20 protein-coding genes and 1 pseudogene are annotated in these 23447 nt (G+C 68.3%); 7 read left to right on the top strand and 14 right to left on the bottom strand.

Annotated features, from left to right (window positions below):
- Positions 1 to 10: 10 nt before the first annotated feature.
- A complete protein-coding gene (locus tag AC6EI8_RS02285) occupies positions 11 to 967 on the bottom strand; it encodes a GlxA family transcriptional regulator (RefSeq protein ID WP_226106307.1) in 957 nt (318 codons plus the stop codon).
- A 261-nt stretch (positions 968 to 1228) separates the two neighbouring features.
- On the opposite strand from AC6EI8_RS02285, the gene AC6EI8_RS02280 reads away from it, so the two are divergent.
- Positions 1229 to 1870: an HD domain-containing protein gene (locus tag AC6EI8_RS02280; protein WP_149316045.1), complete on the top strand. Its 642-nt coding sequence runs from the start codon at positions 1229 to 1231 to the stop codon at positions 1868 to 1870.
- An 83-nt stretch (positions 1871 to 1953) separates the two neighbouring features.
- On the opposite strand, the gene AC6EI8_RS02275 is transcribed toward AC6EI8_RS02280, so the two are convergent.
- The 7 genes and pseudogenes from AC6EI8_RS02275 to AC6EI8_RS02245 form a co-directional block, all read right to left on the bottom strand.
- Positions 1954 to 2973 carry a Bug family tripartite tricarboxylate transporter substrate binding protein gene (locus AC6EI8_RS02275; RefSeq protein WP_226105846.1) on the bottom strand — a complete coding sequence of 340 codons (1020 nt, stop codon included), beginning with the start codon at positions 2971 to 2973 and terminating at the stop codon, positions 1954 to 1956.
- A 69-nt stretch (positions 2974 to 3042) separates the two neighbouring features.
- Positions 3043 to 3966, bottom strand: coding sequence for an HpcH/HpaI aldolase/citrate lyase family protein (locus AC6EI8_RS02270; RefSeq protein WP_149316043.1), 924 nt, complete (start codon positions 3964 to 3966; stop codon positions 3043 to 3045).
- 61 nt (positions 3967 to 4027) lie between these two features.
- Positions 4028 to 5254: a CaiB/BaiF CoA transferase family protein gene (locus AC6EI8_RS02265; protein ID WP_265635398.1), complete on the bottom strand. Its 1227-nt coding sequence runs from the start codon at positions 5252 to 5254 to the stop codon at positions 4028 to 4030.
- A gap of 13 nt (positions 5255 to 5267) precedes the next feature.
- A pseudogene (locus AC6EI8_RS02260) lies at positions 5268 to 5789 on the bottom strand (MaoC family dehydratase); the annotation flags it as partial.
- Positions 5756 to 7000 carry an acyl-CoA dehydrogenase family protein gene (locus AC6EI8_RS02255; protein ID WP_261661535.1) on the bottom strand — a complete coding sequence of 415 codons (1245 nt, stop codon included), beginning with the start codon at positions 6998 to 7000 and terminating at the stop codon, positions 5756 to 5758. The gene AC6EI8_RS02255 and the pseudogene AC6EI8_RS02260, both read right to left, overlap by 34 nt.
- On the bottom strand, positions 6997 to 7488 hold the full coding sequence (locus AC6EI8_RS02250; protein WP_265633857.1) for a MaoC family dehydratase: 492 nt from the start codon (positions 7486 to 7488) through the stop codon (positions 6997 to 6999). Before AC6EI8_RS02250 ends, AC6EI8_RS02255 begins: the two co-directional genes overlap by 4 nt.
- A 20-nt stretch (positions 7489 to 7508) precedes the next feature.
- Positions 7509 to 8861, bottom strand: coding sequence for an MmgE/PrpD family protein (locus AC6EI8_RS02245; protein WP_265633858.1), 1353 nt, complete (start codon positions 8859 to 8861; stop codon positions 7509 to 7511).
- Positions 8862 to 9075: 214 nt separating this feature from the next.
- Here AC6EI8_RS02245 and AC6EI8_RS02240 point away from each other — a divergent pair, with 214 nt between their 5' ends.
- Positions 9076 to 10047: an HpcH/HpaI aldolase/citrate lyase family protein gene (locus AC6EI8_RS02240; RefSeq protein ID WP_498381166.1), complete on the top strand. Its 972-nt coding sequence runs from the start codon at positions 9076 to 9078 to the stop codon at positions 10045 to 10047.
- Here the strand turns inward: AC6EI8_RS02240 and AC6EI8_RS02235 are convergent.
- Positions 10044 to 10769, bottom strand: coding sequence for an IclR family transcriptional regulator (locus tag AC6EI8_RS02235; protein ID WP_149316036.1), 726 nt, complete (start codon positions 10767 to 10769; stop codon positions 10044 to 10046). The genes AC6EI8_RS02240 and AC6EI8_RS02235 overlap by 4 nt on opposite strands.
- 277 nt (positions 10770 to 11046) lie before the next feature.
- On the opposite strand from AC6EI8_RS02235, the gene AC6EI8_RS02230 reads away from it, so the two are divergent.
- From AC6EI8_RS02230 to AC6EI8_RS02220, 3 genes are all read left to right on the top strand, one after another.
- Positions 11047 to 12072 (top strand): hydroxymethylglutaryl-CoA lyase, encoded by a 1026-nt coding sequence (locus tag AC6EI8_RS02230; RefSeq protein WP_498381165.1) that lies wholly within the window; start codon positions 11047 to 11049, stop codon positions 12070 to 12072.
- 22 nt (positions 12073 to 12094) lie between these two features.
- Positions 12095 to 13246, top strand: a complete 1152-nt coding sequence (locus AC6EI8_RS02225; protein ID WP_498381164.1) for a CaiB/BaiF CoA transferase family protein — start codon at positions 12095 to 12097, stop codon at positions 13244 to 13246.
- Between the two features lie 92 nt (positions 13247 to 13338).
- Positions 13339 to 14373 carry a tripartite tricarboxylate transporter substrate binding protein gene (locus AC6EI8_RS02220; protein WP_498381163.1) on the top strand — a complete coding sequence of 345 codons (1035 nt, stop codon included), beginning with the start codon at positions 13339 to 13341 and terminating at the stop codon, positions 14371 to 14373.
- 195 nt (positions 14374 to 14568) lie between these two features.
- Here AC6EI8_RS02220 and AC6EI8_RS02215 read toward each other — a convergent pair whose 3' ends face one another.
- The 5 genes from AC6EI8_RS02215 to atzF all read right to left on the bottom strand — a co-directional run bounded on the left by AC6EI8_RS02215 (position 14569) and on the right by atzF (position 20015).
- Positions 14569 to 15339: a GntR family transcriptional regulator gene (locus AC6EI8_RS02215; protein WP_226105838.1), complete on the bottom strand. Its 771-nt coding sequence runs from the start codon at positions 15337 to 15339 to the stop codon at positions 14569 to 14571.
- A gap of 173 nt (positions 15340 to 15512) precedes the next feature.
- Positions 15513 to 16334 (bottom strand): ABC transporter ATP-binding protein, encoded by an 822-nt coding sequence (locus tag AC6EI8_RS02210; protein WP_498381162.1) that lies wholly within the window; start codon positions 16332 to 16334, stop codon positions 15513 to 15515.
- Positions 16331 to 17167 carry an ABC transporter permease gene (locus AC6EI8_RS02205; protein WP_226105834.1) on the bottom strand — a complete coding sequence of 279 codons (837 nt, stop codon included), beginning with the start codon at positions 17165 to 17167 and terminating at the stop codon, positions 16331 to 16333. Before AC6EI8_RS02205 ends, AC6EI8_RS02210 begins: the two co-directional genes overlap by 4 nt.
- 5 nt (positions 17168 to 17172) lie before the next feature.
- On the bottom strand, positions 17173 to 18204 hold the full coding sequence (locus AC6EI8_RS02200) for an ABC transporter substrate-binding protein (RefSeq protein ID WP_226106302.1): 1032 nt from the start codon (positions 18202 to 18204) through the stop codon (positions 17173 to 17175).
- A gap of 113 nt (positions 18205 to 18317) precedes the next feature.
- Positions 18318 to 20015, bottom strand: a complete 1698-nt coding sequence (gene atzF, locus AC6EI8_RS02195) for an allophanate hydrolase (RefSeq protein ID WP_226105832.1) — start codon at positions 20013 to 20015, stop codon at positions 18318 to 18320.
- A gap of 309 nt (positions 20016 to 20324) precedes the next feature.
- On the opposite strand from atzF, the gene AC6EI8_RS02190 reads away from it, so the two are divergent.
- Together AC6EI8_RS02190 and AC6EI8_RS02185 are read left to right on the top strand one after the other, a co-directional pair.
- Positions 20325 to 22418 (top strand): TonB-dependent siderophore receptor, encoded by a 2094-nt coding sequence (locus tag AC6EI8_RS02190; RefSeq protein WP_498381161.1) that lies wholly within the window; start codon positions 20325 to 20327, stop codon positions 22416 to 22418.
- Complete coding sequence (locus AC6EI8_RS02185) at positions 22415 to 23422, top strand: ABC transporter ATP-binding protein (protein ID WP_498381160.1); 1008 nt, start codon at positions 22415 to 22417, stop codon at positions 23420 to 23422. Before AC6EI8_RS02190 ends, AC6EI8_RS02185 begins: the two co-directional genes overlap by 4 nt.
- The last annotated feature ends 25 nt before the right edge of the window (positions 23423 to 23447 follow it).

Raw genomic sequence — 23447 nt, 5'->3', positions numbered from 1 at the left:
CTCGCCGGCGCTAGCGGAAGTTGGCGCGATACTGCGCCGGCGAGATCCCCAGCCGCTGCTGGAACAGCACGCGCATGCGGTCGACCGTCACGAAGCCGCACTTGTAGGCGATCGATTTCAACGGCAGGGCGCTGCCTTCCAGCAGATTGCGCGCGATATCGATGCGCGCCCGCTCGATGAACGCGTGCGGCGTCATGCCGGTATCCGCGACGAACAGGCGGACCAGATTGCGTCCGCTCATGCCGACCTCGGCAGCCAGCGCGTCGAGCGTCAGCCTGGCACCGATATTCGCCATCACATAGGCCTGCGCGCGTGCCACCGGTGAGTCGGCCTGGGTCGGCGCCGCGGCCAGATACGGGCTGAACTGCGACTGGCCGCCCTGGCGCTGCGCCACCACCACCAGCCGCTTGGCCACCGCCAGCGCCACTGCGGCGCCATGGTCCTCCCGCACCATGGCCAACGCCAGGTCGATTCCGGCGGTGACGCCCGCCGAGGTGACCAGCTTGCCGTCGCGCAGATAGATGCGGTCGTACTCGACCGTGGCGGCGGGAAAGCGCTCCGCGAGGTGGGCGGCATTCTGCCAATGGGTCGTCACCGTGCGGCCGTCCAGCAGGCCGGCATGACCCAGCACAAAGGCGCCGGTACAGACCGACCCATGCAGCCGCGCGCGCGACGCCGCGGTACGCAGCCACTTCGACACCGCGGCATCCGCCGGCGCGGTCGGCAGCCCGGGGCCGCCGGCCACCAGCACGATATCGAAGCGGGGCGCTTCGTCGCCCAGCGACAGGTCCGGCATCAGCTGCATGCCGTTCGACGCGCGCAGCGGCTTGCGCGTCCTGCCCACCAGCACCGTTTCATAGCGGTCCTTGCGGCCGATAAAGGCATTGGCCTCGGCGAAGACGTCGACCGGCCCGGCGACGTCCAGCGCCTGTACGCCGTCGAGCATCAGGATGGCTACGGTGGTCACGCTCATGGGATGGGTTTCCTGCGGCTGTCTTCAAGCGCCGTCACGATGTCCGGATCTGACGGAATGGCGTCATTGTAGTCAGACACGGCGCAGACCAGAATGAAGGCGCGAGACCGGGACCGCTGTGGCGACCGAAGGCGACCAAGGACGACCCAGGACGGCGGCGGCCCCGGCTGGCAGTTCCCTTCTCACTCTTGCGATGGCGACCGCATCGTGCGCCTTGCCGATGCCCGCCATGCCGATCGTTCAGGAGCAATCAAGATGGCCGAAATCATTGCCGGTATTCGCGTACCCGACAGCGCGATGGCACGCGCCGCCACCCAGCTGGTGCGCGACACCGAGGACGATCTGCTGTACCACCACAGCCGCCGCGTGTTCTTCTGGGGCGCGCTGACCGGCGAGCGCAAGGCGCTGGCCTACGACCCGGAGCTGCTCTATATCGGCGCGATGTTCCACGATATGGGGCTGACGCAGCGCTATGCCAGCGACAATCTGCGTTTCGAGGTGGACGGCGCCAACGCGGCGCGCGACTTCCTGAAGGGCTATGGCATTGCCGAGCGGGATATCGACGATGTCTGGGCCGCGATCGCGCTGCATACGACGCCGGGCGTTCCCGAACATATGCGCCCGACGGTGGCGCTGGTCACGGCGGGCGTCGAGATGGACGTGCTGGGACTGTGCTATCACGACTTCACCGGCGAGCAGCGCGACCACGTCTGCCGGCATCATCCGCGCGAGCACAACTTCAAGGAAAGCATCATCGACCATTTCGCCGAGGGCACGCGCCGCAAGCCGCTGACGACCTTCGGCAACGTCAAGGCCGATGTGCTGGCGCTGAAGGATCCGAACTATCAGCGCCTGAACTTCTGCAGCATCATCCTGGGGTCGGCCTGGCCGACCTGAGCCAAGGCCGTGCCATGGCGCCGGACGGTCTGCGATACGGCATACGGGCGTGCCTTACCCCAACAGGCACGGCGCTCCCTGCGTCATTGCAGCGTCAGCCCGATCGCCTTGGTGGCGGCCTGGTAGGTGGGCCAGACGCGGCCGATGAACTGGCGCAGCGCATCGCCGGTCAACGGCGTGTCCTGGCTGCCGAGTTGTTGCCGGACCATCTTGACCTGCTCGGACTCGGTGATCGATTTCGTCACCAGATCGGCCAGCCGCGCGCCGATCTCCGGTGGCAGCCCGGCCGGTCCCAGCAGCATGTTGCATTCGGTCAGGTTGCGGAACACCGGGCTGTTGAAGCCCTCGTCTGCCCAGGTCGGGATGCCGGGCAGCCGGTCGCTGCGCGGGCCGGAGATGATCAGGATCGGCTTGAGGCCACCGGACTGCAGACCGCCCGACATGCCGAGCAGCGAGCCCGCGCCGACGTCGATATGGCCGGCCAGCAGGTCGCCCATCATCGCTCCCGTGCCCTTGTAGTTGATGATGTCGAGCTGGGCGCCGGTCTCCTTCTTCAGCTGGGCCACCATCAGCTGCCAGCCCGAGCCTACGCCGTAGTTGCCGACCGAGACCGGCCGCTTGCGGGACAGCGCCAGCACTTCCTTGAAGTTGTTGGCGGGCAGGTTCTTGTTGGCGACCATCACGCCCACGCCGGTGCTGACCGCGGCGATCGGCACCAGGTCGCGCGACGGATCGATCGGCGGCTTGCGCAGCAGCACCGGCGCCTGCGCGAGCTGGCTGTGCAGCGTGAACAGCAGCGTGTAGCCGTCGGGCTCGCTGCGCGCGACCGTCTCGGCGGCGATCATGCCGACGCCGCCGGGCTTGTTCTCGACGACCACGGGCACCTTCAGCACGCTGGTGAAATACTCGGCGAAGGCGCGGGCCGTACTGTCGTTCGACGAACCTGGCGCCTGCGCCGCGATGATGCGGATCGGCCGGGTTGGCCAGTTGGCGGCGCGCGCGGACGCGAACGGCCACGGCAGCACCGCGAGCGCCGCGCCGGCGCGCAACAAGCGACGGCGCCGGCCGTCTACCAGCCATGGGGGTGGGATCTCAGCCTTCATATCGTCTCCGTGTCGTTGTTATCACTGCCCGGCGGTGAGCCGCGGCCGCGGTCCGCGCCGCCGCGACCGCTACATGCCGATCAGCGCGGCCCGCTCCACCAGATTGCGCACGATGCGGATCGACGCGATGTCGATCATCTTGCCGTCGTACTGGACGGCGCCCAAGCCCTGTGCGAGCGCGGCGTCGTAGGCGCGCATCATGTCGCGCGCGCGGGCGACATCGTCGGGCGAGGGCGAGAACACCTGCTGCGCAAGTTCGACCTGCGACGGGTGGATCGCCCACTTGCCGACCATGCCGAGGATCATCGCGCGCCGCGCTTCCTGCAGATAGACGTCCGGGTCGCGGAAATCGGCGAAGGGGCCGTCGACCGCGTCGAGCCGGTTGGCGCGCGCGGCGATCGTCAGCCGGTGCCGCTGGTAGTGCCAGATATCGCCCGGATAGCCGCCGCTGCCGCCGATGTCCCGCACGGAGACGCCCTGGCTGGCCGAGTAGTCGCCCATGCCGAAGATCAGGCATTCGAGCCGGGGCGTGGAGGCGGCGATCGCTTCCACGTTCATCATGGCCTCGACCTCTTCGATCAGCACGTCGATGCCGATCCGGTGCGGCAGCTTGAGCTTGATCTCCATCATCGTCAGCAGCTTGTCGACGAACTGCACGTCGGCGGCGCTCATCGCCTTGGGCAGCATGATCACGTCGAGGTTGGCACCCGCGCCCTCGACCACTTCGATGATGTCCTCGTAGGCGTATTCGGTGGTCAGGTCGTTGACGCGCACGCAGCGGGTGGTCCTGCCCCAGTCGAGCCCGTTCAGCGCATCGACGATCCTTGCCCGCGCGGGGCGCTTCTCGGCCGGCGCGACGGCATCCTCGAGATCGAGAAAGACGAAGTCGACGTCCATCGCGGCGGCCTTGCTCATCATCTTCTCGCTCGAGCCCGGCACCGAAAGCTGGCAGCGGCGCAGCCGCCGCGGTCGTTGTTGTGCATCCCTTTGCATCGCTGTGTTTGCTCCTTGGTGGTATGCGCTGTCGCCAGGCGAACCATGGCGATCCGGTTTGTCACGGCCGCAGCGCGGCAATCTCGGTCGCGGTGAAGCCGAAGTCGGCCAGCGTCCGTTCGGTGTGCTCGCCGACCATCGGGGCGCGGCGGCGCACCGCGCCCGGCGTCGCGCTCATTCGCACCGGCGTGCCGGCGACCGTCAACGGCCGGGCCGCGCCCGGCTGCTCGACCTCGACCAGCATGTCGCGCACGCGGAAATGCGGGTCGGCGAAGATGTCGCGGGCATCGAACACCGGACCGAACGGGATCTCGCCGCCGAGTTCGCGCGCCAGTTCCTGCTTCGTGAAGCGCCGGGTCCAGGCGGAGACGAGCTCGTCCACCTCTTCGCGATGCGCGACACGGGCGTCGTTGCTGGCAAAGCGGGGATCGTGCTGCAGCTCGGGCCGCTGCATGCGCGCGACCAGCAGGGCCCAGAAGCGGTCGTTCGGCACGCCCAGGCTGACGTAGCCGTCGGCGGCGGGAAACAGTCCGAACGGGCACAGCAGCGGGTGGCCGTTGCCTTCCGGCCCCGGCGCGTTGCCCGTCACGCCGTACTGGAACACCAGCCGCTCGCAGACCGCGAGCACCGCGTCGACCATCGCCACGTCGACGAACTGCCCCTGGCCGGTACGCTGTGCGCGCCAGCAGGCCGCCGCGATGCCGTACGCCAGGAACATCGCCGGCACGATATCGCCGACGCCCGGGCCGATCTTGGTGGGCGGGCCGCCGCGGCGGGCGCCGGTGATGCCCATGATGCCGCCCATGGCCTGCGCGACCGGGTCATAGGCCGGCCAGTCGGCGTAGGGGCTGGCGCCGCTGCGCGGATCGCCGAAGCCCCGCAGCGTGGCGTAGACGAGCCGCGGGTTCGCGGCGGCCAGCGTCTCGTAGCCCAGCCCGAGGCGGTCCATCACGCCGACGCGGTAGTTCTCGACCAGCACGTCGGCCTGGCGTGCCAGCCGCAGCAGCGCCTCGCGCCCGGCGGGCCGCTTCAGGTCCAGCTCCACCGATTCCTTGTTGCGGTTGATCGAGCCGAAGTAGGCGCCGTATCCGCGCTGCTCCAGGCGCAGCGCGCCATCCAGATGCGGACCGTTGCGCCGCGTCAGATCGCCGCCCGGCGGCTCGATCTTGATGACCCGCGCGCCCTGGTCGGCCAGCATCATCGACGCATACGGCCCGGCCAGCATCTGCGTCAGGTCGAGCACGACCAGGCCGTCGAGCGCGCCGACGGGGCGCTCGTCGCCGCTCATCGCTCGCCCCTGGTCATCGGTCACCCCAATGGCTCTTGCGCTTGAGCAGCACCGTGCGTTCGGCCTGCACGCACAGCCTGTCGTCCTGGTTGATGCCGTAGTGGCGGAAGCGGACGAGGCCGGCGTCCGCCCGGTCGGGCGCGTCTTCTACCGCCAGCACCTCGGAGTAGGCGTACAGCGTGTCGCCATGGAAGACCGGATGCGACAGCCGGATCTTGTCCAGGCCGATTTCGCGCAGGCATTGCTCCGCGGTGTCCTGCGCGGCAAGGCCCAGCACCATCGACAGATTGATGCCGCCGAACACCACCCGCTGCGAAAAGATGCCGTTTGCCGCGCGCCGCATGGCGTCCTCGTTGAAATGGCCCTCGGCGGTGTTCATCACCATATTGGTCAGCAGCACGTTGTCCATCTCGGTCACCGTCTTGCCGCGCGCATGGCGGATCAGCATGCCGGGCGAGAAATCCTCGAAGTAGCCGTCGTGGCTGGTCAGCGCATGCGTCTTCATGCCGTTGCCCTCCCGGCGCCCTGGCGCTGATCGAAGGCGCGGCTGGCGATCATCGCTTCGACCTCCGAACGTCCCAGCAGGCTGTTGGCGATGATGCGCTGCTGGATTTCCGAGGTGCCCTCGAAGATCTTGGTCAGCCGCGCGTCGCGCCAGTAGCGCTCGACCGGGAACAGCTTGGTATAGCCTGCGCCGCCGAAGATCTGCAGCGCGGTCGAGGTCACGCGTTCGGCCATCTCCGAGGCGAAGTACTTGACCATCGACGCCTCCTTGTCGCAACGGCGGCCGCTGTCGATCTCGTTGCAGACGTAGTACAGCAGCTGGCGCGCGGCCTCGATTTCAGTGGCCATCGTGGCGATCTTGAAGCGGATCGCCTGATATTCGGCGATCGGCATGCCGAACTGGCGGCGCTCCAGCGAGTAGGCGATCGCGTCCTCGAGCGCGCCCTGGGCCAGTCCGATCGCACGGGCCGCGGTATGCGCGCGGGCGCCTTCCAGGCCCTTGGCCATCAGCAGGAAGGCCTTGCCTTCGCCGCCCATCAGGTTGCGGGCGGGGACGCGCACGCCATCGAGTGCCAGCTCGAAGGTCTTCCAGCCGAAATAGCCGATCTTGGGAATCGGCGAGCCGGTCATGCCCGGCGGAAAGCTGCCGCGTTCCTTCTCGATCATGAAGCAGGAAATCCCTTCCCAGCGCTTGTCGGGACTCGGCGGCGGCGAGGTGCGCGCGAACAGGATCAGGTAGTCGGCTCCATCGGCGAACGTGCACCAGTACTTGTTGCCGGTCAGCACCCATTCGTCGCCGTCGCGCTCGGCGCGGCACGAGATCGAGGCCAGGTCCGAGCCGGTGTCGGGCTCCGACAGCGCGCTGGCGTTCAGGAATTCGCCGCGCACCACGCGCGGCAGATAGGCCTGCCGCATGTCCTCGGGCATCGCCTTCATGATCCAGCCGCCCTGCGCGCGCGCGACGATCGAGGCGACCGACATCCAGCCGCGCGACAGCTGTTCGCAAATCAGGCAGTACTCGAAGATGCCGAGGCCCAGGCCGCCGTACTGCTCGGGAATCGTGATGCCGAAATACCCCATCTCGGCCATCTTGTCGCGCAGATCCATCGGGATCTCGGCGTCGGGGCCGTCGAGGGCATTGGCGACGGGCAGCACCTCCTTCATGGTGAACTCGCGCGCCGCCTCGCGGATCATCTGGCGCTCTTCCGTCATGTAGCCCTTGCCGTCTGCCGATATGGTCATGCCCTGGTCCTCACAAGATTCGAACGTTTGAACGCGATCACCGCTTCGCCGCGCTGGTTGGTGCCGCGCGTGTGCCAGGTCACGATGCCGTAGCCGGGGCGATTGCTGGCGAGCCGGCGCGACACCACCTCGGAGCTGGCGTACAGCGTGTCGCCGGGATAGACGTGCTCCACGAAGCTGAGCTCGTCGACGCCGAGAAACGGACCGCCGCCTTCCGACAGGTCCTCGACCGACAGGCCGAAGACGGTGTTGAACACCAGCAGCGGATTGACCGGAATGCGCGGATGGCCGGCGGCCTCCGCCATTGCCGCATTGGTGTATTGCGGGTTGTAGTGCAGCGTCAGCACCGAGAACAGCGTGTTGTCGGCCTCGCTGACGGTGCGGCCCCAGTGATGGGTGAAGGCGCGGCCGGGCTCGAAGTCCTCGTAGCGATTGCCGCGTACGCGCAGCGTCGCCTCGGCCTTGAGCCGGGCTACGGTGGGGTCCACGGAAGCGGTGTCCTGGGATGTCATCGGATTGCCTCGAACAGGGGGTCAAGGGAAGGGAGCCGGTCTAGCGCTTGCACCGCATCGACCAGGCGGCCAAAGCGCGCACCGCCCAGCACCGGCGTGACGATGGCCTCGGCCTTGGCCAGCAATTGCTGCCATTGCCGATCGAGATCGGCGGCCGGCACCGCGACATTGGCGCTTTCGCGCAGCGTGCGGCCATCGCGGGTGCGAATCTCGACCACGGCGGCGTTGCGGTCGCCCCCCTGGTCGGTGTGCAGCGCGACGCGTTGGCGGGCGCGCGCGAGGCGCGGATCGGTGGCCTGCCGGTCGGTGTAGTTGTCGAGCGAGGCGGTGGACACACCATCGAGGGCCATCACCGCAAGATGCTGGATCGAGAACTTGATCTCCAGGCCGGTGCGCGGCTGCGCGATGTCGCACACGCCGCGATGGGGACCGGACACGAGAATGGCCATCGTCTCCATGTCGTCCAGGCCGATGCCGTGCTTGCGGCGCGCCTGTGCCACGGCCTCGAGCGTGGAGTGGGTCAGGTAGCAGGAGGCGTGGTACTTGAACAGCGTCTTCTCGATCGCCATGGTGTTTCGCGGCTCGAACCGCGCGGGCAGCGGATCGCCGTCCGGCGCCTGCGTGGCTGCAAATCCCTGTGCGCATTCGAGCGCCGCGGTGTTGGCGGTGAAGCCGCGCGCCGCCAACCGGGCCGCCATCACGCCATGCATCGCGGCCTTGCCGGCATGCAGCGGCTTGGCCATCGTGCCGAACATGCATTTGAGGCCGGCCGCCTGCGTGGCCGCCAGGCCGAGCGCGTGCGCGCTGCGATCCGGGTCCAGCCGCATCAGCCGGGCGCACGCCGCCGCCGCGCCGATCGCGCCGGTGGTGCCGGTCGGATGCAGGCCGAAGCGGTATTGCGCGTCGCCAATCCGCTCGCCGATGCGCGATTCCACCTCATGGCCGATCACCAGCGCGCGCAGCAGATCGATGCCGCCGGCGCGCTGCAGCTCGGCCACCGCCAGCGCGGCCGGAGCGACCGGTACGGTGGGGTGGCCGCGCATCGCGGAAGCGACGTCGTCGAAGTCGAGCGCGTGGCCGGCCGCGCCATTGATCAGCGCAGCGTCGGCCACGTGCGCGCGGGTGCCGCCCAGCAGGGTGCAGGGCGCGGTCGAGTCGCCGCCATGTTCGGCAGTCAGCATCGTGACCAGCGGCTCGCCGTTGGCGGCGATCGCCACCGCCAGCCAGTCCAGCAGCGCGTGGCGCGCCCACATCAGGGCCGCCGGCCCGATCGCCGTGTCGTCGACCGTGCTGATCCACTGCGCCATCGCGCCGGTATAGCCGGGTGCCGCCTGCTCGGATCGTTCCATGTCCACCTGTTCGATGCGCCCGGTTTGGCGGGCGACGGTTGTTGCGGGTGGAGGCAGTATCGGCCCGCGCGGCATCGGCGGGCATCACATATGTGATGGATGACGACGGCAGCAAATCATCATGGATGTGATGGCGGGGCGCCGGGCGGAGAGGCAGACTGCATGTCGCGCGGTCCCGCACCGCCTGTCCGCCAACCACTTCGAGATCGAGACCATGACCGACGATTCCCTCCGCCTGCGCCGCTCGGTGCTCTATGTTCCCGCGGCCAACGCCCGCGCCATCGACAAGTCGGCCGCGCTGCCATGCGATGCGATCGTGTTCGACTTGGAAGATGCGGTGTCGCCCGCGATGAAGAGCGCCGCGCGCGCGCAGCTTGGGCAAGCGCTGTCGGGGCGGCGGTCTGCCGGCCAGGAGATCGTGCTGCGCGTCAATGCATTGGGCACCGCCGAGTTCGCGCAGGACCTGATGCTCGCCGCCAGCGCGCGCGTCGACGCGGTGTTGCTGCCGAAGGTCGGCGACGACAGCGATGTCGTGGCATTCGCCCGCGCCTGCGCGGCGCTGGCATGGGACAAGCCGCCGGCGCTATGGGCGATGGTGGAGACGCCGCAGGCGATCCATCGGCTCGATGCGATCGTCGCGGCCGGGCGTGCGGCGACACCGCGCCTCGATTGCCTGGTGATCGGCACCAACGATCTGGCCAAGGACACCGGTGTATTTGCCGGCGAGGAGCGCCGCCATCTGATGCCCTGGCTGATGCAGGCCGTGCTGGCGGCGAAACGCTACGGGGTCGACATTCTCGATGGCGTCTGGAACGACTTCGGCGACCAGGCCGGCTATGCCGCGGAACTGACCCAAGCCGTGCGGATGGCATTCGATGGCAAGACGCTGATCCACCCGTCGCAGATCGACGCCGCCAACGCGGCATTCGCGCCGTCGGCACAGCAGGTCGCGGAAGCCGAGCGGATTGCCGCCGCCTTCGCGGCGAACGAGAACGCAGACGCGGGGGTGATCAATCTCGATGGCAGGATGGTCGAACGGCTGCATCTGGAACAGGCGCTGCGGCTGCTGGCTCGCCACCGCGCAATCGTGCAGGCGGAGCAGCGGCGGGGCGGGGCGGCTGCGACTGCCGCGAACGCTCCGAACGCTGCGAATGCAGCGAATGCAGCGAACGCGGCGAAGGTCTAGCAGTTTCGCGCGACGGCCAGCACCGCGGGCAGCAACTGCTTGCGGCGCGCATGCAGCCGGGCCACGGGCCCGCCGGTACCGATGCCCAGCCATTGTCCGCGGATCGGTGTTGCCAGCAGCGTGGCCAGGACGCCGGCGCCGGGCGTGGCGAGATTGGCCGATTCGTAGTAACCCTGCTCGCGCGCCTGCCGGACGGCGCGCATGGTATCGGCCAGCCGCGCCGGCGGCCATGCGCTCTTGTGCTCGGCGTTATAGCGGCGCAGCAGGCGGCCCACCTCGTCGTCGTTCATCCGGCTCATCAGCATGATGCCGATCGCGGTCAGATGCATCGGGCGCATCGCGCCGGAGACGGCGGTCAGCCGCAGCGCGTGGGGCGATTCGATGACCGACAGGTACTGCAGCATGATGCCGTTCTGGCGTCCCAGCAGCACGGTCTCGCCGGTGTCCGCCGATAGCCGCCGCATGGCATCGTGGACGGTCGCGCTGGTGCCATGCTTGCGCGTGGTCCAGTCGCAAAGGAAGGACACCCGCACGGAAGGGCAGAAGGTGCGCGCCTGCGCATCGAATTCCATATAGCCCCGGCCTACCAGCGTGCGCACCAGCATCGATGCGCTCGATTGCGGTATCCCCAGCTTCTCGACGATTTCGCCGACCCGCAGCGGCCGCCGCTCGCGCTCGAACAGCTCGAGCAGATCGAAGACCCGGTTCGCCGATTTCACCATGCCTGCATCCACAGCCTGTCTCCCCTTGCCGGGCGGTCGCGCCGCCGGTCGAATTGCCGAACTGCCGTATGGTACGCCGGCCGTAGCACCCGCCGCGCATGACGTTCCGGCGGGACGGCCCCGCGATGGGTCGCTAGCCAAGGCTTTCCGATATGGAATCGAAACGTGCACGAATCATCGCTGTAGCTCGATTCGGGAATGGCATACATTGCTCCCACCCTGCCGCACGAGATCGCCGATCTCCCGGTCCGCATCCCCGCGAGAGCCAGCCAGAGCCATGAAAGCCAGCCCACTTCCTTCCCTGCCCAGCCGTGCCGTGGTCCGCGAGGTCGGCCTGCGCGACGGCCTGCAGAGCGTGCAGACCATCGTGCCGACCGAACACAAGCGCGAATGGATCCGCGCCGCCTACGACGCCGGCCAGCGCGAAATCGAGATCGGCTCCTTCGTGCCGGCGCGGTTGCTGCCGCAATTGGCCGATACGGCCGAGCTGCTGGCCTTCGCCAGGACGCTGCCGGGCTTGTTCTGCTCGGTGCTGGTGCCGAATCTGCGCGGCGCCGAGCTGGCGCTTGCCCACGGTGCCGACCTGATGCTGGTGCCGCTGTCGGCCAGCCATGCGCACAGCCTGGCGAACCTGCGCAAGACCCCCGACGAAGTGGTGGCCGAGGTGGCCCGCATGCGCGCGGCCCGCGACGCCGCCGGGGCGAGCACGCTGATCGAGGGCGGCGTGGGCACGGCGTTCGGCTGCACGATCCAGGGCCATGTCGATGCCGACGAAGTATTGCGCCTGATGCAGGCGCTGCTCGATGCCGGGGCGGACCGCGTCAGCCTTGCCGATACGGTGGGCTATGCCGATCCCGCGCAGGTGGCCGCGCTGTTCGAGCGCGCCGTCGCGCTCGCCGGCGACAGGTTCTGGTGCGGCCATTTCCACGATACCCGCGGACTGGGGCTGGCCAATGTCTACGCCGCGATGCAGACCGGCGTGAACCGCTTCGACGCCTGCCTCGGCGGCATCGGCGGCTGCCCGCATGCGCCGGGCGCGAGCGGCAATGTCGCCACCGAAGACCTGGCCTATATGCTGGGCAGCATGGGCATCGACACCGGCCTCGATATCGGCGCGCTGCTGCGCCTGCGCGAGCGTGTGGCGGGCTGGCTCTCCGGCGAGACCCTGCACGGCACGCTGTGGCGCGCCGGCTTGCCGAAGACATTCCCCGGTGTCGGCGCTGACGACGATGCCGGCCTTGCCGCGCCGAGCCGCTGTGGCACGGCACCGTCCCCGACGCCCATCCCGACTTTCCCAGCCTGATCGCCACTGAGTGGGTCATATCATGATGCAAAGCAACGAATCCCTCCCGCTCGCCGGCATCCGCGTGGTCGAGTTCACCCATATGGTCATGGGCCCGACCTGCGGCATGATCCTGGCCGATCTCGGTGCCGAGGTCGTCAAGGTCGAACCGCCCGGCGGCGACAAGACGCGCAACCTGCCCGGCCTGGGCATCGGCTTTTTCCGCGCCTTCAACCGCAACAAGAAGAGCGTGGTGCTCGACATCACCACCGACGAGGGCCGTGCCACCGCGGCGGAACTGGCCGGGCAGTGCGACGTGCTGCTGGAGAACTTCCGTCCCGGCCTGATGCGCAAGCTCGGCCTGGACTACGACACGCTGTCCAAGTCCTGTCCGCGGCTGATCTATGTCTCGCACAAGGGCTTCCTGCCGGGGCCGTATGAGAACCGGCTGGCGCTCGACGAGGTGGTGCAGATGATGGGCGGGCTGTCGTACATGACCGGACCGAAGGGGCGGCCCTTGCGCGCCGGCACCTCGGTCAACGACATCATGGGCGGCATGTTCGGCGCGATCGGCGTGCTGGCCGCGCTGCGCGAGCGCGATCGCACCGGCCGCGGCCAGGAGATCCAGAGCGCGCTGTTCGAGAACTGCGTGTTCCTGGCCTCGCAGCATATGCAGCAGTACGTGATGACGGGCGAGGCGCCGCCGCCGATGCCCTCGCGCGTATCGGCTTGGAGCGTCTACGACGTCTTCACGCTGGCCGACGGCGAGCAGCTGTTCATCGGCGCGGTCAGCGACAAGCAGTTCGTCACGCTGTGCAGGGTGCTGGAGCGGCCGGACCTGCTGGACGTGCCCGAGTACACCAGCAATGCCTCGCGCGTCGCGGTACGGCCGCAACTGCTGGATCAGCTCGGCGGCATCCTGCGGCATCACCGCGTCGCCGAGCTGGCGCCCAAGCTCGAGGCGGCCGGCATTCCGTACGCGCCGATCGTGCGCCCCGATCAGCTGCTCGACGACGTGCATCTGAAGGCAAGCGGGGGACTGGTGCCGATGCAGGCCGACGACGGCTCGACGGCGCCGGCCGTGCTGCTGCCGCTGCTGATGGGCGGCCGCCGCCCCGGCGTGCGCCATCCCTTGCCGAAGGCCGGCGAGCACAACGACGAAATCCTGGCGCGCCTGGGCAAGGGCGCGCGCTGACAGCACCGGGGCGGCCGGCGCGCGATCTGCGCTGGCCAGGCCCGAACAGGCCGCGGCACAGCGGCCGGACATACCCATCCGGAGACAACATCATGCATTCACCCCGCTCGCGCGCCATCGCGCCCTCGCTTCCGATCCGTCGCAATGTGATCAAACTGGCCGCGGCGGCCGTCACGCTCGGCATGCTCGCCGTGCCGGCGCTGTATCCGCTTCGGAACGCGCAGGCGCAGCCGGGTTCCGGCAAGCCGATCCGGCTGATCCTGCCGATCAGCGCGGGTTCCGGTGTCGATGCGATTGTGCGGACGGCCGCGCTGGCGCTGGGCAAGGCGCTCGGCCAGCCGGTCGTGATCGAGAACATGCCCGGCGCGGGCGGCATCACGGGCACGGCCGCGGTCGTCAAGGCGGCGCCGGACGGCACCACGCTCGGCATGGTGTCGAACAACCACGCGATCAATCCGAGCGTGTTCAAGTCGATGCCCTTCGATGCGATCAAGGACATCACGCCGATCAGCGTGCTGGGCGCGACCTCGCTGGTGCTGGTGGTCAACCCGAAGGTGCCGGCGCGCAACGTCAAGGAGCTGGTCGCCCTGCTGAAGGCCAAACCGGACGAATACAACTACGCCTCGTCGGGCAACGGCACCGTGATTCATCTGGCCGGCCAGATGTTCCTGGAGGAGGCCGGCGTCAAGGCGCGCCATATCCCGTACAAGGGCACCGGGCCGATGGTCACCGATCTGCTGTCGGGGCAGGTGCAGATGGGCGTGGTCGCGCTGAACGCCGTGCTGCCGCATCTGAAGGCCGGCACGCTGCGCGCGATCGGCCTGTGCGGCGCGAGCCGTTCGCAGGCGGCGCCCGATATCCCGACCATCGCCGAACAAGGCTTGCCCGCCTACGACATCGAGGGCTGGTTCGCGCTGGTCGGTCCGGCCAACCTGCCGCCCGCCGAGGTCCAGCGCCTGCACGATGCCTTCGCCAGGGCCTTCACCAGCCCCGAGGTGGTCGAGGCGCTGAAGAAGCAGGCGACCGCCACGCGGCCGACCACGCCGGCGCAGGCGGCAACGTTCTTCGCCAGCGAGGCGGCGCGCTATGCCACGCTGGTCAAGAAGGCCAACGTATCGGTCGAATAGCGGCACGCGGGGCTTCCCGGGATTTGAGCGAAGAGGAAGTGCGCAATCTGCGCGCGAACGCCCCCGATTACGTCCGCCGCGGCGCGGATTACAAGAGCCGACTGAAGAAGCTCGTGTGACAGAGCACTTGCGCCCGACATGCGTGCGGCACGCGTTCCGAGCGATACGCCGAGGGAAAACACCCGCTTCGCGGCGTCAGCTGCGACCGTCGCCCGAGGTCCCTCCCTGATGTCGGGCCAGATGCAGTTGGTGCAGCGTGATCTTGCGCACTTCCGCCTGGCTGCTGCCGATATGCGCGCGCAGCAGCATCGTGGCCTGGTCGGCGCGCTTGGCGAGGATCGCGCGCAGGATCTGCGCGTGCTCTTCGTAGGTGGCCTCGATCCGGAACGACTTGGTGAAATCGAGACTGCGCACCATGCGGATGCGCTCGGTGATGTCGCGGTGTATCCGCGCCATTTCCGCATTGCCGGCCGCTTCGACCAGCGCGCAATGGAATTCCTCGTCCCATTGCCGGACCTGGACGCCGTCGGTACTGCGCCGCGCGGGCTCCACCAGCCAGATCGCGGCCAACTGCTCCATGCGGGAACGATCAACCGCGGCACCGTACACCGCAGTCCCCGTGCACAGGCGCTGCGCCGCCGTGGTTTCCAGCACCATGCGCAGGTCGTAGAGCTGCTCGTAGCGGTCGAAGTCGAACGGCAGCACGCGCCAGCCGCTGCGGAACATCACCTCGACATAGCCCTCCTGCTGCAGACGCACCAGCGCCTGGCGCACCGGCGTGCGCGACACGCCCAGCCGGGCGCACAGCTCCAGTTCGGTGAAGCGGTCGCCGGGCAGCAGCCGGAACTGGCCGATGTCGCGCTTCAGTCCGTCGTAGACCTGGTCGGCGACCAAGCGCCGCGGGCCGGCGTCGGCGTCGGCCGTTCCCGTTGGGGTTGCCGTCCCGGTGCGAGGGCGGGCGGTCATCGGCGCCGCCTTTGTGGGCGCCGTCTTGGGCGCCGTCCTGGATGTTGTCTTGACCGCCTTGATGGTGGTCGCGCGTGCCTGCTTGCCGAGGGTCTGCATGGAAAGAAGGTGTCTCCGTCTTCTGCTGCTTCGAAGCATACCGCGCGGCGGGCCGTTCCGGCGCCGCGCGCAGTTCAGCGCCGCACCTCGCGCTGGAAGATTTCCATGCTGAGCCGCTTGGTATCGACGAAGCTGGGCTGCGACAGCGTCTCGACCGTGCGGGGTCGCGCATCGCCGTAGTGCAGGATTTCCGCGACCCGCGTGGGGCGTTTGGTCAGCAGCAGCACTTCGTCGGCCAGGTAGACCGCTTCCTCGAGATCGTGCGAGACAAGCATCATGGTGGTGCCGGTCTGCATGAAGACCTCCTGCAGCTTCTCGCGGATGAACAGCGTCATCTCGAAATCCAGCGCCGAGAAGGGTTCGTCGAGGAACAGCACTTCGGGCTTCGGCGCCAGCGCGCGCATGATCGATGCGGTCTGCTGCTGGCCGCCTGACAGCTCATACGGATAGCGGTTCAGGTCGAACTTGACGTCGAAGGAGGCGACCAGCTCGGCCATGCGGCGGTCGACCTCGGCCTTGGATTGCCCGGCCATCTTCAGCGGGTAGGCGATATTGTCGATGGTCCGCATCCACGGAAACAGCGCCTCGCGGTAGTTCTGGAACACGTAGCCGATCTTGGTGTCCTTCAGCGACTTGCCGTCGAACAGGATTTCGCCGGCGTCGATCGGCACCAGCCCGGCAATCATGTTGATCAGCGTGGACTTGCCGCATCCGTTGGGACCGAAGATCGAGACGATCTTGGCCTTCGGGATATCGAGATCGAAATTCTCGTACAGCGGCCAGCCGGCGAAGTACTTGGTCAGCCCACGGATGGTGATATGCGTGCCGGCGGGGCCGGGACGGAAGGCCGGCTTCGGCGTATCCGCGAAAACGGGGGCGTTGATCACTGCGCTCATCTGCCGCTCCAATGCACGATCCGGCGTTCGATCACCAGAAACAGGATGTTCAATACATAGCCGAGCGCGCCCGCGGCCAGGATCGCCGCGTACATGCTCTTGACGTTCAGAACCTGCTGCGCGTCGATGATGCGATGGCCAAGGCCGTTCTCCGAGCCGATGAACATCTCGGCGACGATCACGATCACCAGCGCCATCGATACCGCCGAGCGCAGGCCGACGAAGGACGGCTGCAGGCTTTCCCAGATCAGCACGTCCTTGAAGATCTGCCAGCGCGAGGCACCCATCACCTGCGCCGCCGCCACGCGCTGCTTGCGCGCGTTGATCACGCCGTAGGCGCTGTTGAATACCACGATCAGCAGTGCGCCGAACGCGGCGATCGCCACCTTGTTGATGTCCGAGACGCCGAAGATCAGCAGGAATAGCGGGATCAGTGCCGACGACGGCGTCGAGCGGAAGAAGTCGATCAGGAACTCGACGCTGCGATAGGCCTTCTCGTTGCTGCCGAGCACCACGCCCAGCGGCATGCCGACGACCGCAGCCACGAGGAAGGCCTGCAGCGTGCGCGCGACCGTCACCAGGAAGTCGGTCAGCAGCGGACCGCCGAGCAGGCCCGACACCAGCGTGGCGATGGTGTCGGACGGCGGCGGCAGCAGGATGGCCTTGATGAAGCCGCCGCGCACGGCCAGGTCCCAGATGATGAACAGCACCAGCGGGCCCAGGAAGGGCAGCAGGCGGCTGCCCAGCGATGCCTTCGGCGACGCGGGCGTGGATGCCGCCGCCGCGGCGGCCCATGGCGGAGAGACAGGCGAAGACGTGGTCGTTTCCGGCATGGCAATCAACCTTTGTAGAGCATCGAGTCGACCAGTACGCGCTTGCTGAAGATGCCCTTCTCGGCGAACAGGTCGAAATACTTCTGGAAGTACGCCACGTCGCTGGGCTTGAAATCGGTCGAGAACACGTAGTCGACCATCGGCACCTCGGCCGTCAGCGCCCCGTCGATGGCGGTATAGCCCTTCAGCGATGGGCGCGCCTCGGGCAGGTTCTTCTGCACCAGTTCGACGCCGCGCCGATAGGCCGCGATGTATTTGCGCGCGACGTCGGGATGCCTGGCGATGAATTCGCTGGACAGGCTGGCCGATCCGCCGAACCAGGGTGCCATCGGATCGCCCAGCAGGTATTTGGCGATCACGCCGACCTCCAGCGTGCGGGTCGCGCCATTGAGGCGGCCGATCGTGCCGGTCGGCTCCAGCGTGTAGCACGCTTCGATCTGGCCCGCGGCAATCGCGGCCACATGCTGGCCGATCGGCAACTCGACCACCGTGGCGCCGGTCGCGCCGGCGCGCTCGAGCACCGTCCTGGCCATCAGCACGTTCTGCACGCCGGGCCCGCAGCCGATCTTCCTGCCTTTCAGCTCGGCGATGCGCTGGACCGGGCTCTCCTTGGCGACCAGGAATTCGTCGAGCACGTACCTGGCATTGCTCGGGTTGGCGCAGAAGATCTTGACCAATCCCGGCTGGGCGATCTCGCCGATCGCCAGCGCGGCCGACGCGGTTCCACTGGCGCTGCCCTCGGCGCGCCCGGCGAGGATGGCTTCGGTGACCTGCTGCGGGCTGGCGAACTTCAGCGCCTGCACATTCAGGCCGGCCTCCTTGAAATAGCCCTTGTCGATTGCGGCGAAGAAAGGCAAGCCCGAGGCGACCGGCCAGAAACCGATGCGGATCGGCGGCGCGCTTTGCGCACGCACGATGGCGGGTGCGGCGATGGCGCCGAGCGCGGTCGCGGCGGCGGCCTTGAGCACGCTGCGGCGGCCGCGCTGCGGCGTTGCGGTGTCGAAAGCCGGCAACGCGCGGGCAGCGCGGGAGGGCATGGATTCACGGGGCATCAGATCGCTCCTGGAGGTTGAGGTCGCTGGTCGGTAGTGAGGCACGGGCAGTGTTCGGCGTGCGCGGGGCTCGATGGTTGGTGCGAGAGACGATTCCGTCAGGCGTTGGCCGCGACATAGGCGCGCCAGCCGCCGAAGTGGCTGATGTCGGTGGCACCGGCCAGCGCGAACGGCTCGCACAGGAAGCCCTGCACTTCGCTGCCGTCGTCGAGGCGGATGCGGCCGATGCCAAGCGGCGCAGGGATCAGCGCGACGAATGAGCCATAGTCCTGCATCGGCATCTCCCAGATTTCCAGCGCGATGCGGTGCCCGGTGCCGGGCGCGACGCGCAACAGCCCGGGCTTTGCCGGCGTGCTGTCCGGCAGCGCGTAGAGCCGATAGTCGGCGGCGGTCATGGCAGCGGATACCAGGCGCCCATGGCGCTCGGTCAGTTGGCGGTTCAGCGGCATGCCGCTCAGGTGCGCGCCCACCACGGCCACCCGCACGGTGTCCTGGCCCACGGGTGTGAGCCCAGGGATCGAGCCGGGCGTGGGCAACGGCAGGCCGGTCGCGCCCTGCGTCAGTCCGCTGCGGTGGTGATAGCGCTGCCCCAGCTCGGCCAGCCGCAGATCGCTGCCACATGGGCCGATCAGCGTGATGCCGAAGGGCAGGCCGTCCGCGCGCAGGCTGCTGGGAACCGACAAGGCCGCGTAGTCGAGCAGATTGACGAAATTGGTATAGGCGCCGAGATGGCGGTTCAGCGCGATCGGGTCGTCGCGCATCTGCGCGATCGTGTAGTGGGTCGGTGCGGTCGGCACCAGCAGCAGGTCGATGCGCTCCCACATCGCTGCCGCGCGCTGCCCGAGCGCACGCAATCGCGTCTGCGCGTCGAACACGTCGGCCGCGCTGTAGTCGCGGCCGCTGGCAACGATGCTGCGAACCGGCTCGAACACGTCGGCTTCGTGCGCATCGAAGAAGCGGCGGATCGCCGCGTAGCGCTCGGCCACCAGCGCGCTGTCGTAGAGCAGGGCAGCGGCCTCGGCGAGCGGCGCGTAGTCGATCGTCACCGGCTCGCCGCCCAGTTCGCGCAACCGTTCGATCGCGACGGTGAATTCGCGCTCGGCAAGCGCATCGCCGCAGAATTCGAGCGTGTTGGGGACGCCAAAACGGAAGGTGGCCGGAAAGGGGCAGCGACAAAGCTGCAGTTCGCGTGAGTACGGGTCGAGCGCGTCGTAGCCCTGGGCAACGGCCAGTACACGGGATGCCGTGTCGACCGTGCGCGCGAAGATGGACACGCAGTCGACGCTCTGCGCTGCCGGCAGTACGCCGCGGGCGCTGATCAGACCCTTGCTCGGCTTGAGCCCGACGATATTGTTCAGCCCCGCGGGCACGCGGCCGGAGCCGGCGGTATCGGTGCCCAGCGCGAAATCGACTTCACCGGTGGCCACCACATAGGCCGAACCCGAGCTCGATCCTCCAGACACATAGCGCGCATCGAAGGCGTTGGGCACCGCGCCATAGGGCGAACGCGTGCCGTTCAACCCGCAAGCGAACTGATCGAGATTGGTCTTTCCATACAGCGATGCACCAGCCGCAAGCAGGCTCTGCACCACCGGCGCGCTGTCGCGCGGCATCCGGTCGAACGCAGGGCAGGCCGCCGTGGTCGGGTAGCCGGCCAGATCGATGTTGTCCTTGATCGCAAACGACAGGCCGGCCAACGGCCCGTCGGCCGCGCCGGCAAGCGCGATGTCCAAGCGCCGGATCCAGGCGGGGGACGTCTCGTCATGAAGAATAGGGTCGGCAGCGGCAGGTCGCATTTTGGTGCATCCAAGCTTGTATCCAAGATGGAATGCAACCGCCATGCCAGCTCTCCCCGCAGTGTCCCGGCTCGCGGCGAACAGTCTGACGGCGATCAAACCGAGAACCGATTCGGCGCAATTGACTTCTAATGATAATGCAATATCATTATCGGATTTGTCGACCTGGCCGACCTTATCGACCTTATCGGCCTTATCGACCTTATTGGCCTCGTCGACCTCGTCGATCTCATCCACCCTGACCCGCTCACCGTGCGCTCTACCATGCAAAGACAACCTCATACAAACCGATGGCAGCAGCGCGCCGCCGTGGCTTTGCTGGCCACGGCGCCGGGCATCTGCGCGGCGCAGGAAGGCGAGGCCGGAGCGGTCGCGGAGCTGGAGGCGGTGACCGTTACCGGCACGCGCGAGCGGGCCTACCGCGCGGTGGTCGCACCCACCGCCAACAAGAGCGATACCGCGCTGAAGGAAACGCCGTTCTCGATCCAGACCGTGACGCGCGAGTTGATCGAGGACCGTGGCGTGTTCACGCTGGGGGAGGCCATCCGCACGGTCCCCGGTGTGACGGCACAAGTCGGCTGGGGCGGCAGCAACGACCGCTTCCGGCTGCGCGGCTTCGCGACCTCGGCGAACCTGAAGAACGGCTTTCGCCGCAGCGTCTTTGCCCCGGTCGACGAGATGGCCAACATCGAGCAGATCGAGGTGCTCAAGGGCCCGGCGTCCGCGCTCTATGGCCGCTTCGAGCCCGGCGGGGTGGTCAATATCGTGACCCGCAAGCCGTTGGACAAACCGCAGCACAGCGTGGAATTGACCGGCGGCAGCCACGACTTCCGCCGCGCGACGGTGGACAGCACCGGGCCGATCAGCGACACGCTGAGCTATCGGATCACCGGCTCATGGCAGGACAATCGCAGCTTCCGCGACTTCGTCGATGCGCAGACGCTGTTCGTCTCGCCGGTGCTGCAGTGGAAGCTGGCACCACAGACGCGCCTGACCGCGGAATTCGAGTTCGGCCGCCGGCGCGGCGCCTTCGACCGCGGCTTCGGCAACAGCCCGTTGTTTCTCAACGTGCCGATCCATTACAACTATGGCGAGCGGGACGCGCGGCTGGACAACGACAGCGCGCTGGGCTCGCTGGTGCTCGATCATCGCTTCGACAATGGCTGGGCGTTGCGCGCCGGGGCGCTGCGCTCCTATGCGCGCACCGATGCGGTCTGGTATCCGTATGGATTCCCCGCGCTCAGCGGCGCCGATGGGCCCGACCCGCAGGTCAATCGCCGCAAGCAGCGCAATATCGACCGGCAGACCGATACCACGCTGATGGCGGAGGCCTCGCGCCGCTTCGATACCGGCGGCATCGGCCACCGCGTATTGATCGGTGCCGATTACAACTGGGACGAATGGGACTTCAGCGCGCAGGCGAACCTCGGGCCGGGCGGCTTCCCGGTGAACCTGCCGATCGATCTCTACCACCCGGTGCATGGCGCCAACGCCGGCGCGCTGCTGCCGTACGACGGCTCGCGCTACGCCAGCCGCAATCTGGGCCTGTACGCGCAGGACGAGCTGCAGTTCGGAGCGCATTGGCGGTTGCTGCTCGGCCTGCGCTACGACCGCTCGCGGACCAGCGCGCGCGCCCAGTACCTGCAGGCGGCGGACACGCTGGTCCGGCATGACGACGCGCTGTCGCCGCGCGTGGGGCTGACGTGGACGCCGGTCGAGCCGGTGTCGTTCTACGCCAGCTGGGCGCGGTCCTTCCTGACCGAACCGTCCGGCGGCATGCTGCGCGCCGGCACGCTGCCCGCGCCGTCGCGCGGCAAGCAGACCGAAATCGGCGCCAAGTTCAGCCTGCTGGACGGCCGGCTGGAGCCGACCGTCGCACTGTTCGACATCCGCCGCAGCAACGGCGTGGTCTCCGATCCGGAGGACTTCAACTATGTGGTCCAGGTCGGCGAGCAGCGCAGCCGCGGCTGGGAGATCGACGTGCCGTTCAGCATCACGCCACGCTGGCGCGTGCTGGCGAGCTACACGCAATACAAGGCCGAGATCGCCGCCGACAGCAATCCGGCGCTGGTCGGCAAGCTGCTGGCCAATGCGCCGCGCCGCACCGCCAGTATCTGGACCACCTACGATTTCGCCGGCGCCGCGTCGGGACTGAGCGTCGGCATCGGCGCGACCTATGTGGGCGAACGGCAGGCCAACACGGAGAACTCGTTCGCTCTGCCGTCCTACACGCGCTGGGACGCAAATATCGCCTACCGCTTCGGCAAGGCGCGGCGCTACAAGCTGCAGCTGACGGTGCAGAACCTGGGCGATCGCCGCTATTACGACTCCGGCGGCGCCTTCGTGCCGACCTATCCGGGCGCGCCGCGCACCGTGTTCGCCAGCTTCGGAGCGACGCTGTGACGGTGTTGGCGACCACGGGACTGTTCGCCGGCCATGGCGGGCGTCCGCTGCTCGGGCCGCTCGACCTGTCCATCCCGAGCGGGCGGTTCGTCTGCCTGCTGGGCGCGAATGGCGCCGGCAAATCGACGCTGATCCGCACGCTGTGCGCGATGCAGGCGCCCGTGGCGGGACAGGTGCATCTGGACGGCGAGTCGATCCACGCGATGCCCGCCGCGCAACGTGCGCGGCGTCTTGCCGTGGTGTTGACCGAGCGGGTCGACGGCACGCTGATGCGCGGCTACGAGCTGGCCAGCATGGGGCGCTATCCCTATCTGGGCTGGGCGGGCCGGCTGAGCCCCGACGACCATCGCATCGTGCACGACGCGCTGGCGAGCGCCGGCGCCCTGTCGCTGGCGGAGCGGCTGGTTGCCGAGATGTCCGACGGCGAGCGGCAGAAGATCATGATTGCCCGCGCGCTGGCACAGCAGCCACGCTTGCTGGTGCTCGACGAAGCGACCGCCTTCCTCGACCTGCCGCGCCGCGTCGGCACGATGCAGCTGCTGCTGGATCTTGCACACCGGCATGGCCTCGCGGTACTGCTGTCCACGCACGACCTGGAACTGGCGCTGCGCTACGCCGACGAGCTGTGGTTGATCGACGGCCAGCGGCGGTTGCATGTCGGCGCACCGGAGGACCTCGCCATCGACGGCGTGCTGGGGGCGAGCTTTGCCGCCGACGGACTGACCTTCGATCTCGAACGCGCGGAGCTGCGCGTGGGACCGGCAGGAACCCGCGCGATCCGGCTGGAAGGCGCGGGGCTGCGCGCCAGCTGGGCCGCACGGGCGCTGGAGCGGGCCGGGTATGTGCGCGATCCCGCCGCCGCGCTGACGCTGCGCGCCGATGCGGCGGGATATACCGTCGCCGGTGAAGGCGGCGTGGCGACGTGCTATCCGACGCTTGGCGCGCTGGTCGAGGCGCTACGAAGGCCGTCGAAGGCGACGGCCTTCGCGCAGGGGCCGCGGTGAACCGGCGCAGGACCGTGGCGGCAAC

The sequence above is a fragment of the Cupriavidus sp. R6-3 genome, assembly GCF_059772245.1.
Note: the sequence above shows the minus strand (reverse complement) of the source record. Positions and strands in the feature narration are given on the sequence as shown.

Excerpts from the sequence above, each read along its gene's own strand:
- AC6EI8_RS02230 (WP_498381165.1), top strand. The coding sequence starts at position 11,047 with ATGAAAGCCAGCCCACTTCCTTCCCTGCCCAGCCGTGCCGTGGTCCGC.
- AC6EI8_RS02280 (WP_149316045.1), top strand. The coding sequence starts at position 1,229 with ATGGCCGAAATCATTGCCGGTATTCGCGTACCCGACAGCGCGATGGCA.
- AC6EI8_RS02215 (WP_226105838.1), bottom strand. The coding sequence starts at position 15,339 with ATGACCGCCCGCCCTCGCACCGGGACGGCAACCCCAACGGGAACGGCC.
- AC6EI8_RS02225 (WP_498381164.1), top strand. The coding sequence starts at position 12,095 with ATGATGCAAAGCAACGAATCCCTCCCGCTCGCCGGCATCCGCGTGGTC.
- AC6EI8_RS02210 (WP_498381162.1), bottom strand. The coding sequence starts at position 16,334 with ATGAGCGCAGTGATCAACGCCCCCGTTTTCGCGGATACGCCGAAGCCG.
- AC6EI8_RS02275 (WP_226105846.1), bottom strand. The coding sequence starts at position 2,973 with ATGAAGGCTGAGATCCCACCCCCATGGCTGGTAGACGGCCGGCGCCGT.
- AC6EI8_RS02240 (WP_498381166.1), top strand. The coding sequence starts at position 9,076 with ATGACCGACGATTCCCTCCGCCTGCGCCGCTCGGTGCTCTATGTTCCC.
- AC6EI8_RS02265 (WP_265635398.1), bottom strand. The coding sequence starts at position 5,254 with ATGAGCGGCGACGAGCGCCCCGTCGGCGCGCTCGACGGCCTGGTCGTG.
- AC6EI8_RS02205 (WP_226105834.1), bottom strand. The coding sequence starts at position 17,167 with ATGCCGGAAACGACCACGTCTTCGCCTGTCTCTCCGCCATGGGCCGCC.
- AC6EI8_RS02270 (WP_149316043.1), bottom strand. The coding sequence starts at position 3,966 with ATGCAAAGGGATGCACAACAACGACCGCGGCGGCTGCGCCGCTGCCAG.
- atzF (WP_226105832.1), bottom strand. The coding sequence starts at position 20,015 with ATGCGACCTGCCGCTGCCGACCCTATTCTTCATGACGAGACGTCCCCC.
- AC6EI8_RS02255 (WP_261661535.1), bottom strand. The coding sequence starts at position 7,000 with ATGACCATATCGGCAGACGGCAAGGGCTACATGACGGAAGAGCGCCAG.
- AC6EI8_RS02235 (WP_149316036.1), bottom strand. The coding sequence starts at position 10,769 with ATGGTGAAATCGGCGAACCGGGTCTTCGATCTGCTCGAGCTGTTCGAG.
- AC6EI8_RS02200 (WP_226106302.1), bottom strand. The coding sequence starts at position 18,204 with ATGCCCTCCCGCGCTGCCCGCGCGTTGCCGGCTTTCGACACCGCAACG.
- AC6EI8_RS02220 (WP_498381163.1), top strand. The coding sequence starts at position 13,339 with ATGCATTCACCCCGCTCGCGCGCCATCGCGCCCTCGCTTCCGATCCGT.
- AC6EI8_RS02245 (WP_265633858.1), bottom strand. The coding sequence starts at position 8,861 with ATGGAACGATCCGAGCAGGCGGCACCCGGCTATACCGGCGCGATGGCG.